The sequence below is a fragment of the Bizionia saleffrena genome (assembly GCF_008086175.1).
Classification (GTDB): Bacteria; Bacteroidota; Bacteroidia; order Flavobacteriales; family Flavobacteriaceae; genus Bizionia; species Bizionia saleffrena.
In genome coordinates this window covers 19,154-33,609 of the sequence record NZ_VSKM01000019.1, presented here as the reverse complement: position 1 = coordinate 33,609, position 14,456 = coordinate 19,154, and the positions used below count along the sequence as shown (strand labels likewise).

Below are 14,456 nucleotides of genomic sequence, written 5' to 3'. Positions count from 1 at the left end.
CTGTAATAAGCTACTAAAACAAGCTTTTGCAATAGCAAAATCTGGATTAATATATGATGATTCTTATAGAAGTACTTTAGTGAAAAGTTAATGGGTTTTTACTTGTTTTTTACCACAGTACTTTGTTGGCAGTAGTATTTGTTTTACTAAATGTAAAATTTGTTTGTCAAATAGTATTATTTGTTTTACATTTGTTTAAAGTAAAATTCTAATATTATGAAAGCAAATTATTTATTTCCCAATAAATTCAAAAGAGTAGGTTGGTTTATTCTTATTCCATCCGCAATTATTGGTTTGATTACACTTATTTATGAGTATGAGCCAAGTTTTTTAGATTTCAATGTTCCTGCTATTTTTATAGACGACTTTTTTACGGATAAAAAACTGTTCGGAATGGTTAAAAATAATATACTGAATGAAATTTTCGGGATTTTAATTATTATCAGTTCCTTATTTGTCGCTTTTTCTAAAGAAAAATCAGAAGATGAATATATATCAAAAATCAGATTAGAGTCTTTGGTTTGGGCTGTTTATGTAAACTATGGAATTCTTTTGTTTTCGTTTTTGTTTATTTTCGATTTTTCCTTTTTATGGGTTATGATATTTAATATGTTCACAGTATTGTTGTTTTTCATTATTAGATTTAACTGGCAAATTTCTAAACTTAAAAAATCAGCTAATTATGAAGAATAGTATTAAAGTTGAAAGAGCAAAAAAAAATATTACTCAAGCTGAATTAGCAAAATTGGCGAAAGTTAGTAGACAAACAATTAATGCAATGGAATTAGGGAAATATGTTCCGTCAACAGTTTTAGCTTTAAGATTAGCTCAAATTTTCGAAGTTGAAATTAGCGAAATCTTTACTTTGGAAGATTCAGATTGGGTTTAGGTTATATTACTGCCAACTTAGTTATATGAATATATAATCAATACTTTACCACCTCAACAGATGGTATATGCGTTGTTTTCAGATTAAAATTGCTATTAATTACAATTACCAAAAGCAGGTAACTGGATATGGAAAACGACTGAAATAGTAGCTCCCACAATATAGAAATTACTTATTCTAATTTATTGTAAAAAATCGTAAAAACTAAAATTAATTCTTAATGAACTTTCCAATCACATTAATTACTTTTTAACTATAAAATTCATCTCCTAGCTGACTTATCCATAAACTAGTTTTTTTATAATATCAAATGTAAATGATTATGAGATGGTCTATTTACGGGAAACCGTAGTGCCGAAATAAAGGAAGTAGTTTTTAAGCTTTATGAGACTATTAATCACTTTTTTTAATGGGTATTAGTGGTCTAGAAGTGCGGCTATGTTGATTCTAATTTAGCATAAAAAATCATTTGGTAAAAAGATTAACCCCTTAGAGGAAGTAAATACTCTACATTTTGACCTTTTACGGACTCAGCAATTCCAGCTAATAAAAAACTAAGAAGATTATTTTAAATGATAATAAAACGGTATTACGTTTATTTATTAACCTAAAAAAGCCCTTCGATTGAAGGACTTTTTTTTTATTGAAACGTTATACACTGTGTAAATTTAAAACATCATAATTAAAGACGTCATTATTATAACTCGCTAAAAGCTATTACACGATTAATAAAGTTTATCCCTGCAATTAAACATTATAAACTAAAAATCTATTTTCCTGAGAAATCAGCTTTTCTTTTCTCTAAAAAGGCTGTTGTTCCTTCTTTAAAATCTTCGGTACCGAAGCAGTTCCCAAACTCTTTAACCTCGGTTTCAAAACCATTAACGCCCACTTTAAAATTAGCATTTACCGCGGTAATCGCTTTACTAATCGCTACTGATGAGTTTTTCATAATTTTACCGGCTATCTTTTCTGCTAATGGCATTAATGCTTCTAATTCCACAACGTGGTTTACTAAACCGTATTCTTTTGCGGTAGCAGCATCTATCATTCCGGCCGTCATTACCAATTCCATAGCGCGCCCTTTACCCACTAATTGTGGTAAACGTTGCGTACCTCCATATCCAGGAATAACACCGAGAGACGTTTCTGGCAATCCCATTTTTGCGTTGGTACTCGCTATTCTAAAATGCGAAGCCATTGCTAATTCCAGTCCGCCACCCAATGCAAAACCATTTACGACCGCAATTACCGGAGTACTTAAATTGTCGACGAAATCGAATAATAACTCTTGCCCTTTAGCCGCTAAATCGGCACCGCTAGCCACATCAAAATCTGCAAATTCGCTAATATCGGCACCTGCGACGAATGCTTTTTCTCCACTTCCTGTAATTAAAATTACTTTAGTGTTCGCCTCTTTATCGGCCGTATCGAAAGCGGTGTGCAACTCCTGAATTGTTGCTATGTTTAAAGCGTTTAATTTAGTGGGTCTGTTAATAGTAATGGTTGTAATACCGTTATTAAACGCGGTAAGTATGTTTTTATAATTCATATCTATAAATTTTAATTAGTAATTATTCTTTAGGAAACGTAACAGTAAAGGTCGTTCCCACGTTTTTCTCTGTTTCGAAGGTAATCGATCCGTTATAAGTTTCCAGTATGTTTTTAATCATTCCTAAGCCTAATCCCATCCCGCTGGATTTGGTCGTAAACTTGGGCTCGAATATTTTTACACTATTTTCTTCGGCAATACCAAGTCCATTATCGGCCACTTTAATAGTGACGTTTTGGGCATCTCCTAAAACACTCACACTAATTTTTGGCGTTCGCCCTTCGGGGATAGCTTGAATACTATTTTTTATTAAATTGGTTACAATACGTATTAATTGCGACCTATCAAATTTAGCCATTATTTCTTCTGTATTAGAATGAAACTGGATGTCGTTTTCCACAAAAATATCTAGCGCTAAATCAACAATTTTAACCACGTTAAGTTGCTCGTTTTTTTGAACTGGCATTTTAGCAAAGTTAGAGAATGCACTGGCAATAGAACTCATTGTATCGATTTGCTGGATAAGCGTAGCGGTATATTCGTTTACTGTATTAAATATTTCGGGATCGTTAGGATCGAATTTCCGTTGAAAATTCTGAACACTCAATCGCATTGGCGTTAACGGATTTTTTATTTCGTGTGCCACCTGTTTTGCCATTTCACGCCACGCGCGTTCTCTTTCATTTGTTGCTAATATGATTGCACTTTCCTCCAACTCATCGATCATATTATTATACGATTTTATAAGTTCTGTAATTTCTTCGCTAGTGTGTTCTATATTAATTTTTTCATTTCGTTTTTCTAATCGCGTGGTTCGCATTTTATCACTAATTTGCTTTAGCGATTTGGTAATGTATTTCGATAAGAAAAAGGCTAACGTTACGGCTATTACCAAAATTAACAATGTGGTATAACTTAAGCGCGCAAGAAACTCGTTAAGCTCTTTAGCTAGAAAATCGTCGTTTTCTAAATACGGCAGATTGATAATTGCTAACGGCTTAAACTTCTGGTCGTAAATATATTGAAAGCTAGAGCGAAAGGTTTCGTCTAATTTTATTTCCTTTTTTTCGAAACGATGCGAGGCCGTATTTATTAATTGGTTTAGAACTTCGGCAGCGATGCATTTATTAGATAAATCGGGCGCCAAATCGGCTTTTGATGAAATTAGCAAAGACCCTTGAAGATCGTAAAGATTAATTTGAATGTTATGCACATCGGCGACTTCGTAAATTTTTGTTTTAAAAATTAGCGGAATATTCTCAGTCGTTACTGGATACGTCGCATCGCGGATAACAAATTTTAAACTATTGATGATTGCACTTTCTTTACGCTCTAAACGTTGCTTATGGTAATCTTGGGTTTCCTCGTTGTATTGATAAATGTAAACGGTGGCAATAAGTAATGAGGACACCATGACTAACAAAATCATTGCTAAAAATATGCGGACACGTAAGGCGAGTTTTCTTATTTTCATTACTTGTTTTAAAGCATTAAATATAGCAATAATCGAACCATTATACTGCGTTAGCGATAGAAACGGCATCCTTTTGCTTTTTCTGCAAAAGATATAGTGGATAGCGCGACCGGTTGCCGCTTTTCGCGGAAACGGGTAACGCCCAAAGCGTATAGGTTATTCGCCTTTTTTCTCTCGGATGCGTTTATACATTTTAAAGCCGAGCATTAATAAAATACCGAGTATGAGGATACCGACTACCCCAAACACCCAATTGATGGCGCTTCTTAAGATGACTAAAAACACGACGGCAAACAGGATAAAAGTGGCGCCCTCGTTCCATAATCGCATAAAACCGGAAGTTTTTTTAACGACATCATTTTGTAATTGCGTAAAATAAACCTGTGTTTTTAAGTGGTATAATATAAGTAATACAACGAAGATTAGTTTAACGTGCATCCAGGACTGTTGCAACCACGAGGGCACTAAAATAAGTAACCAAATGGCAAAAATTGTGGCTAATATTGCGGAAGGCCATGTAATAATATACCACAAACGTTTGGCCATTATTTTGAGCTGCTTACCAAGAATTTCTTTGTCGGGCGAAGGTTTATGGAAGGCTTCGATTTGGTACACGAACAATCGCGGAATGTAAAATAAACCGGCAAACCAAGTGATAACAAAAATAAGATGTAGCGCTTTGATGTAATTGTAATAGTCCATTACTTTGCTTTTGAGGGTACTAAATTAGTTTTTACTTCGCGATTTAAAAAATAAGCGGTGATAATGGTCGCTAACAAATCGGAAATAGGGAAAGACATCCACACGCCTAACTCTCCGAAATAATTAGGGAGAATAAAAATAAGCGGAATAAAGATAAACCCTTGCCGCGTTAAGGTTAACAATAATGCAGGCACGGCTTTACCGATGGCTTGAAAATAGGCAGCACCAATAAGCTGAACGGCCACGATTGGCGTTACGGCAAACACCCAACGCATAGCGCTTGGGGTTTCTTTTATAACTTCGGGGTTGGTAGTAAACAGTCGGGTAATAGATTCTGGAAATACCATTAAAACGATAAAGACGACAATAGCCAAACCAACGGCATATTTTAAGGCGGTGGCTATGGTTTCTTTGACGCGACCGTAATGGTGCGCGCCATAATTATAACCCGCAATAGGCAAAAATCCTTGTGTAATACCATAAACAGGAAACAGAGCAAACATTAACATACGCCCAACAATGGCATACGCGGTCACCGAAGTTTCCCCACCTAAATTGTACAAAATATTATTCATAAACAGATAAGTGATGCTCACTACTGCTTGGCGCGCTAAGGTGACAAACCCTAAACTTGAAATCTCTGACACGATGGACTTATCGAATCCGAAATGTGAAATATCAATTTTTAACTCTGAGTTTTTAGACATAAAAAACCAGAAAATAAAGGTGAAACACATAAGATAGGATGCTGTAGTTGCCCAAGCGGCTCCTGCCATACCAAAGTCCATTACGTTTATAAATAGGTAGTCTAAAATTAAATTCCCAACCGACGGAAACAGCATCGCGTACATTGCGAATTTAGGCTTTCCTTCGGCGCGGATAACGCTATTCCCCATCATACACAGCGCCAGAAATGGTACGCCGTACAACACAATTTTGTAATACACTTTAGCAGGTTCGAAAATAGCGCCTTTACCTCCAAATGTTGGAATTATAGCATCTACAAACCATAAACCCGCGATTACAAAGCCAATGGTAAGAATTAAGGTTAACGTAATTTGGTTACCAAAAACCTTAAGTGCTTTGTTGTGGTTATTAGCGCCCAAAGCTCTAGAAATAATGGACGCCCCCCCAACACCTATAGACATACCTAAAGCGGCAATAAAAAATGAGACCGGCAACACCACGTTTATGGCTGCAATAGCTGTAGAGCCAATCCAGTGACCAACAAAAATAGTGTCGACCAAGATGTTAAGTGACATTACCAGAATACCAATAGAGGCTGGAACTGCTTGCTTAACTAATAGTTTACTTATTGTTTCTGTACCTAGATATGTTGAGGTGTTTTCTTTTTGCATTTACGCTTTAATTGGCGCTAACGCCCACTCATTAATCCATTGTGCTAAAAGTGCTACCCAGTCTTTATTAGTGTTTAAACACGGTATGGTGCTAAATTCTTTTCCTCCTACTTCTTGAAAAAGTTCTTCGCCTTCCATAGCAATTTCTTCAAGCGTTTCTAAACAATCACTAACAAATGCAGGGGTTACGATTGCCATATTTTCAACACCACTTTTTCCTAGTCTCTCGATAGTTCTATCGGTATACGGTAATAACCATTGATCGAAACCTAAACGCGATTGAAACGATGTTGAATACGTGTCTTTTTCGAGTTTTAGCTCTTCAGCAACTAATCGCGTCACCTCCAAACATTGATGTCTATAACAAAACTCGTGTGCTGGCGATGGTGTTTTACAACAAGAACCATCTATAGTACAATGCGATTTGGTAATATCACTTTTTCGAATGTGACGTTCTGGAACCCCGTGATACGAAAATAATAAGTAATCGTGTTTTTTGTGTTTTAAGTCGTCTTTAATCGCATTGGCAAGCACAGAAATATACTCAGGATTATTATAAAATGCGGGTAGCGAATCGATTTTTAGATCCGGGAAACTTTCTTTTCTTATGTCTTCGGCTAATACTAGAATGGTTTCTGTGGTTGCCATTGCAAATTGCGGGTATAAGGGTATTAAGAACACTTCCTCCACTCCTTTATCTACTAATTCTTGCAAACCTTTTTTAATCGTCATACTTCCGTAACGCATTGCTAAGGCCACAGGAAATTCGGTGTACTCTTGTACTTTTTCTTGTAACTGCTCTGAAAGCACAATTAATGGAGAACCGTCTTCCCACCATATTTTTTTATAAGCGGCCGCCGATGCTTTTGGTCGTGTATTTAAAACGATACCTTTTACGAGTAAGGTTCTCGCCCAAAGTGGCACATCTATAACCCGCTCGTCCATTAAAAATTCTCCTAAGTATTTTTTTACATCTTTAGGTTCTGGACTTTCTGGCGATCCTAAATTTACGAGTAGTACTCCTTTTTTATTCATTATTATGTCTACTATTTTAAAACTATAACACCTTAGATAGTGCCCTAATTTTATTGAATTTTCGAATTGCAAAAATACAACTCTAATTTGTAATATTCTTTTTAACGAACCGTATTCTCTTTTACTATTCTATTCGATTTGCTCCTCTCTAGCCTAAAGACTGCAAGTACTTTTTGGGCGTTGTGCCGTATTTCTTTTTAAAGGCGGCGATAAAATGACTAGACGTGCTATAACCAACTTTTAAACCCACTTCATTAACATTGTGATCGCCCGACTCCAATAGTTTACGCGCGACTTCCATTTTATAATCTAATAGAAAACTAAACACTGAGTCTCCATAAATTTGCTTAAACCCTTCTTTTAGCTTTTTAAGACTCAACCCTATTTCGTCACTAAGTTCTTGTAAACTTGGTGGTTCGGCCATACGGTTTATAATAATATCTTTAGCGTTTCTAATTTTAATTACGTTGGTTTCATCGACTAAAAACGGACATTGCTCAACATCGGTTTCCTCACTTCTATTAAAATACAAACTCAGTAATTCTAAAGTTTTTCCTTTAAAATAAATATGTTTTATAGATTCATTCAGGTTAAAATGAATTAACTGATTTAGTACAATAGCCATCGACGGCGATATTTTTCCGTCTTTGTAGTATTTTTTGTCGCGATTATCATGACTTAAAAACGTGATATAGTCGGCTTCTTGAGAAAACAATCCGTGAAATTTTTTAATAGAAATAAGCACGGTAATTAACCAAGAATTTGGTTTAATCTCCAAATCAATAGGTAACTCGCGCTGCGGATTGTACAGCAACAAGGAGTTTTCTTCTAAAACATCTAGACCATACCTACCATTATTAAAATTAAAAGTGCTCGATCCTTTAATGCTAAAATGAAACTGAATAAAATTACTCCCTATATTTCGTGTTACAAGCTGAGAATCTTTAGTTTCATTATGAAACGTTAACACAAAAACATCGTCGTCTACCTTGGTTTCTTTATAAAACCCTGTAGCGACATTTTTTTGATGACTCATTTCTTAAATTTTATTTTTTTATTTAGATTCATTCTAAACAAAGGCCTTGTTAGTGACTGAATTTAGTACAAAAGTATGACTTTTATCATATATTATGAAAAAATAACCTCAAAAAACCACAAACGATACTTAAAGTTCTTTTAGCGTTACTTTTTTCCAAAATGTCCCATTACATTTGTCGTTAACAAAACCTGTAGTCCTGTTTACAATAAAACATGCAACAAAAAAACACATACTTCTACGCCATTGGCTTAAGCTATAAAAAAGCTGATGCAGTTATTAGAGGGCACTTCAGTTTAGACGATACTGGCAAAGCTAAAGTATTAGAACAAGCTAAAGAAAATGGAATTGAAAGTTTAATAGTAACCTCCACCTGTAACAGAACCGAGATTTTCGGTTTTGCAGAACATCCTTTTCAGCTTATTCAATTGCTTTGCGACAACACCAAAGGTACCGTCGAAGAATTCAGAAAAGTCGCTTACATTTATAAAAGCAACGAAGCTGTATCGCATATGTTTCGTGTGGGCTCTGGTTTAGATAGCCAGATTTTAGGAGATTTCGAAATTATAAGTCAGTTAAAAAAGAGTGCAGTACTCTCTAAAAAGCACCAATTACTCAACCCATTTATAGAACGTTTAATAAATTCTGTTATTCGAGCGAGTAAGCGTATTAAAAATGAAACTGAAATTTCTTCAGGTGCTACTTCTGTCTCCTTTGCCTCTGTTCACTATATTATGAGACAAGTTGAAAACGTTTCAGCTAAAAATATTTTATTATTTGGCACCGGAAAAATAGGTCGAAACACCTGCGAAAATTTGGTGAAACATACCAAAAACGAACACATTACTTTAATTAACAGAACCAAAGATAAAGCAGAAGCTGTTGCTGGAAAGTTTAACCTAGTCGTTAAAGACTACTCCGCTTTACAAGAAGAAATTAATGCGTCAGACATTTTAATTGTTGCTACCGGAGCGCAAAACCCAACGGTAGATAAATATCTTATTCAAGATAAAAAAAACTTACTAATTTTAGATTTGTCCATTCCTAAAAACGTTAATGTAAACGTATTAGATTTAGACAATGTCTCGTTAATTCATTTAGACGATTTATCGTTAATGACCGACGAAACTTTAGAGAATAGAAAACAATATATTCCGCTAGCCGAAAGTATTATCGAAGAGGTGAAAACTGAATTTGACAGTTGGTTAACTGCACGAAAATTTGCGCCCACCATAAAAGCTTTAAAACATAAATTACTAGACTTTAAAACTGCCGAATTAGAAACTCAACGTAAAAAGAATTCTAATTTTAACGAAGAGCAAGCAGAATTAATTAGTAATAATATCATTCAAAAAATAACGAATCACTTTGCACATCATTTAAAAGATGAGACTATTTCTACAACCGATAGTCTAGAACTTATTCAAAAAGTGTTTCAGTTAGAAAAAACAACTCATGCCTAGAATAATTAAAATTGGTACTCGCGATAGCAAGTTAGCTATGTTTCAAGCTAAAGCCGTACAACAACAACTCCAACATTTGGGTCATCAGACTCTATTGGTTCCTGTAAAATCTATTGGCGATATCGAACTCGATAAACCCTTATACGAAATGGGAATAACAGGCATTTTTACACGTACTTTAGATATTGCGCTCTTAAATGGTGATGTGGATATTGTTGTACATTCGTTAAAAGATGTGCCTACAATAATGCCAAAAGGTATTGTTCAAGCTGCTGTTTTAAAACGTGGTAACGTACGCGATACGCTAGTTTACAAATTTACTGAAGAGTTTTTAGGTGCCGAGCACGCCGTTATTGCCACCGGCAGTTTACGCCGTAAAGCACAATGGCTAAACCGCTACCCTACGCATACCGTAGAGCCTATTCGTGGTAATGTCATTACGCGTTTAGATAAATTGGACCAGTCTGAACATTGGGATGGTGCTATTTTCGCTGCTGCCGGCATTGGTCGTTTAGAATTAACACCAGAAACGGCTATTAATTTAGAATGGATGATTCCTGCGCCAGGTCAAGGTGCAATTATGATTGCTGCCTTAGAAAACGACGAAGAGCTTTTAGAAATTTGTGCAGAAATAAACCATAAAGAAACCGAAACTTGCGTAAATATAGAACGTGAATTTTTAAACAGACTCGAAGGGGGTTGTACCGCTCCAATAGGTGCAAATGCCTACATTAAAGAAGAAGAATTGTTTTTTGAAGCTGTTTTATTAAGTCACGATGGTACTAAAAAAATTAGCGTTAAACGCAATAAAAAAGTAGGAGAACATCACGATTTAGCAGAGTGGTGTGCTAATTACGTTATCGAGCGCGGTGGTAAGCGTTTAATGGACGATATTAAACAATCGGAGCGTTTAACAAACGTGTACTCTACAAAATCTTTCACCGAAGCACAACGCCAGCTTTTTAATGACAAAGTAAGTATCGATAGCAGTGATTTTATTAAAATTAGTTTAAATAGAATTCCGCCGAGAGCCTTAAAAAATGAAATTGAAAACGTTGTAATTACCAGTCAAAATGCAGTTGAAGCACTTTTAACTAATTTTTCATCTATAGAATTACAATTCAAAAACATATACTGTGTAGGACGCCGTACAAAACGCGAAATAGAAAAGCGTATTGGCAAAGTAACCCACACAGAAAAAAATGCTAAAAAATTAGCAGACTATTTAGTCGAATTTATTGAAGGCACCGAAGTCACTTACTTCTGTAGCGATCTACGATTAGAAGAGCTACCAACTTTACTTACTGAAAATAATATTACAGTTAATGAGGTGGAAGCTTACCAAACTAAATTAGATCCTTTAAAATTAAAAGACAGTGTGGAAGGCGTTATGTTTTATAGCCCATCGACGGTACAAAGTTTTAAGCAAGAAAACAACCCGACAGATACTATGGTTGCCTATTGTATAGGAGATACCACTGCCAAAGAAGCGTCTAGACATTTTAAGGATGTTCGCGTCGCAAAATTACCAACTGTAGAAAGCGTTATCGATTTGGTTAATAAAAACTACGTATCGTAACCCTTGGTGTACACCATAAACTAAAGTATAATTAAAAAGTCCCGCTGTTGCGGAAAAGGCCATCATGATAAAAAACGATTTATTTTTAAGAGCATTAAAAGGTGAAACAGTAGAGCGCCCACCAGTTTGGATGATGCGCCAAGCAGGTCGCTATTTACCAGAATTTATGGAAATTAAGGCTAAATACGATTTTTTTACACGATGCCGAACACCAGAATTAGCAAGTGAAATTACTATGCAACCTATTCGTCGTTTTGGTATGGATGCTGCTATTTTATTTTGTGATATTTTAGTGATCCCGCAGGCTATGAATATCGAGGTGCAAATGAAACCTAATTTCGGTCCGTATTTGCCCAACCCTATTCGTACGCAAAAAGATGTGGACAATGTAATTGTGCCCGATGTTAAGGAAGCTTTAGATTATGTGTATCAAGCGGTAAAAGCGACTAAAGAAAAACTAAACGACGACGTACCGTTAATTGGTTTCGCAGGTTCACCATGGACTATTTTATGCTATTGCGTACAAGGTCAAGGCAGCAAAAACTTTGATAAAGCGAAGGAATTTTGTTTTACAAACCCTATTGCAGCGCACCAATTACTCCAAAAAATTACAGATACAACCATTGCTTACTTAAAAGAAAAAGTAAAGGCTGGCGTTAACGCTGTTCAGGTTTTCGATTCTTGGGGAGGTATGTTATCACCTGTAGATTATCAAGAATTTTCTTGGCGTTATATCCAGCAAATTATCGATGCGTTAAAAGATGATACTCCCGTAATTACGTTTGGAAAAGGCTGTTGGTTTGCTTTAGATGAAATGTCTAAATCTGGTGCTTCGGCATTAGGTATCGACTGGACATGTTCTGCAAAAAACGCACGTTACTTAACCGGCGGAAATATAACACTTCAAGGAAACTTCGATCCGACGCGCTTATTTTCTCCACCTTCAGAAATCAAAAAGATGGTAACGCAAATGATTAACGATTTCGGAAAAGATAAATACATCGTAAATTTAGGCCACGGTATTTTACCTAACATTCCCGTAGAAAACGCCAAAGCATTTATTGATGCCGTTAAAGAATATAAAAGTCCGGCGTAATCTAAAACAGATTTCACTATTTCACATCGCAACCATAAAGAGTTAGAGTTAGAGATGGTATGAAAAACATATTTCAAGGTATCAAGGCCTATACAGGAGCATTTGCTTTAATTTCAAAATTAAAACTTTGGAACTACTTTTTTGTACCTATTGGTATTAGTCTTTTTACCGCTATTACTATCGGTTTTCTAGCGTATAGTTTATCTAGCCCTATTGGTACGTTTATTGCAAAAATATGGGTTTGGGATTGGGGAAAAGATTCTTTTACGTCATTTTCTAGTATTATGGGCGGATTGCTCGTCGTTATTTTAGGCTTCATTCTGTACAAACATATTATTATGGCCTTGTCTGCCCCTTTTATGAGTCCGGTTTCAGAAAGAATTGAAGCTCATTTACTGGGTACAAAACGACACGAACACCGTAACACCTCATTTAGAGAGCAGCTATGGCGTGGCATTAAAATAAATGTCCGGAATTTGTCGTTCGAAATTTTACTTACCATTCCTATTTTACTTATTGGTTTTATTCCCGTAATCGGAATAATCTCTACGATTTTACTGTTTTTAGTACAGGCGTATTACGCCGGTTTTGGGAATATGGATTACACCTTAGAACGCCATTTAAATTATAGAGAAAGCATCACTTTTGTAAAAAATAATAAAGGGGCCGCTATTGGCAACGGTATTGTGTTTATGTTGTTTCTACTCATTCCTGTTGTTGGTATTATTTTGGTTTTACCACTTTCTGTCACTGCTGCTTCCATAAAAACGGTTGACCTCTTGACCATTGAAAATCGATTGGTTTCGACTCAAAAAACAACACTAAAATGATAGCCGTTTTTGATGCCTACCATATTGCTAAGATTGAAGCACACGATGCACAGAAAATTCATATATTATTAGATTCAAATTATGAGTATTTTGAAACTTACTTTCCAAAAACACTGGCTCAAAATTTAACCGAAGCGCTTTCTGAGTCCTTTGTCACAAAGAAAATAGAGCAATTTAAGAATCGAGACGAGCTTCTATTCACCATAAAAAAGACAATTACCGGAGATATTATTGGCTTAGTTTATATTAAAAATTTAGATTGGGAAAATAAACACGGCGAGTTTGCCTATTGCATTGATCGCCAAATACAAAATAAAGGTGTTGGCACAAAAGCGATACAGGCACTTTCTAAATATGCCTTTAACACCTTAACTTTAGACCGCCTTGTCGCAATTATAGACAAAAACAATATCGCGAGTATTAAGGTCGTTAAAAACACCGGCTTTACTTGGACAAGTACTTTAGAGAACATCTTTAAACCGACGCAGCATCCTCCTTTAGATATGGAGTTATACACATTACATAATGAAAGATAAATTTTTTAAATACATTCACGAACTACAAGACCAAATAACTACGGCGCTAGAACGTGTGGACGGCAAAGCGACGTTTCAAGAGGATCTTTGGGAACGTCCAGAAGGTGGCGGCGGAAGAACCCGCGTCATTGAAAACGGAAATGTCTTCGAAAAAGGAGGCGTTAATATTTCTGGTGTACACGGTAAACTGCCAGATTCTATGCAAAAATATTTTGGTGTTGAAGATGCCGATTTTTTTGCTTGTGGCTTAAGCTTGGTATTACACCCCACTAACCCAATGGTACCAACCGTACACGCCAATTGGCGTTATTTTGAAATGTACGACAAAGACGGAAACATTGTAGACCAATGGTTTGGCGGCGGTCAAGATTTAACACCGTATTATTTATTTGAAGAAGACGCTAAGCACTTCCATCAGGTATCTAAAACGGCTTGCGACGCCCATAACCCAGAGTTTTACACCAAATATAAAGCCCGTTGCGACGACTATTTTTATAACAGTCATAGAAATGAAGGCCGTGGTATTGGCGGTTTATTCTTCGATTATTGCAAAGCTTCAGAGGAAATGACTATGGAAAACTGGTACGATTTCGTTACCGAAGTAGGCGATAGTTTTGTTGAAGCGTATGTTCCTATAGCCGAAAAAAGAAAAGATTTACCCTATACCGACGCCCAACGCAAATGGCAAGAAATTCGCCGTGGTCGCTACGTTGAGTTTAATTTAGTACACGATAAAGGCACCCTGTTCGGATTAAAAACAAACGGAAGAATAGAAAGTATTTTAATGAGTTTACCTCCGCATGTTCAATGGGTTTACGATCACAACCCAGAACCTGGCAGCGAAGAAGCTAAACTTGTCGACGTTTTACAAAACCCCATCGCGTGGATTTAAGAACCGTTTTATAA

The 14,456-nt window shown here is 35.9% G+C and carries 14 protein-coding genes; 8 read left to right on the top strand and 6 right to left on the bottom strand.

The genetic code is table 11. From position 1 onward, the window contains the following. Positions 1–216: 216 nt before the first annotated feature. On the top strand, positions 217–693 hold the full coding sequence (locus ES676_RS13765; RefSeq protein ID WP_148370907.1) for a hypothetical protein: 477 nt from the start codon (positions 217–219) through the stop codon (positions 691–693). Continuing rightward, positions 683–889: a helix-turn-helix transcriptional regulator gene (locus ES676_RS13760; RefSeq protein ID WP_072353295.1), complete on the top strand. Its 207-nt coding sequence runs from the start codon at positions 683–685 to the stop codon at positions 887–889. The genes ES676_RS13765 and ES676_RS13760 overlap by 11 nt, the downstream gene beginning before the upstream one ends. Positions 890–1,658: 769 nt before the next feature. Here ES676_RS13760 and ES676_RS13755 read toward each other — a convergent pair. The 6 genes from ES676_RS13755 to ES676_RS13730 form a co-directional block, all read right to left on the bottom strand. After that, on the bottom strand, positions 1,659–2,441 hold the full coding sequence (locus ES676_RS13755) for an enoyl-CoA hydratase/isomerase family protein (protein ID WP_148370906.1): 783 nt from the start codon (positions 2,439–2,441) through the stop codon (positions 1,659–1,661). 22 nt (positions 2,442–2,463) lie between these two features. Then, positions 2,464–3,915 carry a sensor histidine kinase gene (locus ES676_RS13750; RefSeq protein ID WP_148370905.1) on the bottom strand — a complete coding sequence of 484 codons (1,452 nt, stop codon included), beginning with the start codon at positions 3,913–3,915 and terminating at the stop codon, positions 2,464–2,466. A gap of 156 nt (positions 3,916–4,071) precedes the next feature. Beyond that, complete coding sequence (locus tag ES676_RS13745; RefSeq protein ID WP_148370904.1) at positions 4,072–4,617, bottom strand: CopD family protein; 546 nt, start codon at positions 4,615–4,617, stop codon at positions 4,072–4,074. After that, entirely contained in the window at positions 4,617–5,975 is a 1,359-nt protein-coding gene (locus ES676_RS13740) for an MATE family efflux transporter (protein WP_148370903.1), read from the bottom strand. The genes ES676_RS13745 and ES676_RS13740 overlap by 1 nt, the downstream gene beginning before the upstream one ends. After that, positions 5,976–7,010 (bottom strand): ferrochelatase, encoded by a 1,035-nt coding sequence (gene hemH, locus ES676_RS13735; RefSeq protein ID WP_148370902.1) that lies wholly within the window; start codon positions 7,008–7,010, stop codon positions 5,976–5,978. A 148-nt stretch (positions 7,011–7,158) separates the two neighbouring features. After that, positions 7,159–8,046 (bottom strand): AraC family transcriptional regulator, encoded by an 888-nt coding sequence (locus ES676_RS13730; protein ID WP_148370901.1) that lies wholly within the window; start codon positions 8,044–8,046, stop codon positions 7,159–7,161. Positions 8,047–8,261: 215 nt separating this feature from the next. On the opposite strand from ES676_RS13730, the gene hemA reads away from it, so the two are divergent. From hemA to hemF, 6 genes are all read left to right on the top strand, one after another. Beyond that, on the top strand, positions 8,262–9,509 hold the full coding sequence (gene hemA / locus ES676_RS13725) for a glutamyl-tRNA reductase (RefSeq protein ID WP_148370900.1): 1,248 nt from the start codon (positions 8,262–8,264) through the stop codon (positions 9,507–9,509). Continuing rightward, positions 9,502–11,088: a hydroxymethylbilane synthase gene (gene hemC / locus ES676_RS13720; RefSeq protein WP_148370899.1), complete on the top strand. Its 1,587-nt coding sequence runs from the start codon at positions 9,502–9,504 to the stop codon at positions 11,086–11,088. Before hemA ends, hemC begins: the two co-directional genes overlap by 8 nt. Before the next feature lie 64 nt (positions 11,089–11,152). Beyond that, positions 11,153–12,184, top strand: a complete 1,032-nt coding sequence (gene hemE / locus ES676_RS13715; RefSeq protein ID WP_148370898.1) for a uroporphyrinogen decarboxylase — start codon at positions 11,153–11,155, stop codon at positions 12,182–12,184. A 59-nt stretch (positions 12,185–12,243) separates the two neighbouring features. Next, positions 12,244–13,014 carry an EI24 domain-containing protein gene (locus tag ES676_RS13710; protein WP_148370897.1) on the top strand — a complete coding sequence of 257 codons (771 nt, stop codon included), beginning with the start codon at positions 12,244–12,246 and terminating at the stop codon, positions 13,012–13,014. Next, complete coding sequence (locus tag ES676_RS13705; RefSeq protein ID WP_148370896.1) at positions 13,011–13,550, top strand: GNAT family N-acetyltransferase; 540 nt, start codon at positions 13,011–13,013, stop codon at positions 13,548–13,550. The genes ES676_RS13710 and ES676_RS13705 overlap by 4 nt, the downstream gene beginning before the upstream one ends. Continuing rightward, the gene (gene hemF / locus ES676_RS13700; protein ID WP_148370895.1) at positions 13,540–14,442 is read left to right on the top strand and encodes an oxygen-dependent coproporphyrinogen oxidase; all 903 of its coding nucleotides are present in this window, start codon (positions 13,540–13,542) and stop codon (positions 14,440–14,442) included. Before ES676_RS13705 ends, hemF begins: the two co-directional genes overlap by 11 nt. Positions 14,443–14,456 lie beyond the last annotated feature (14 nt).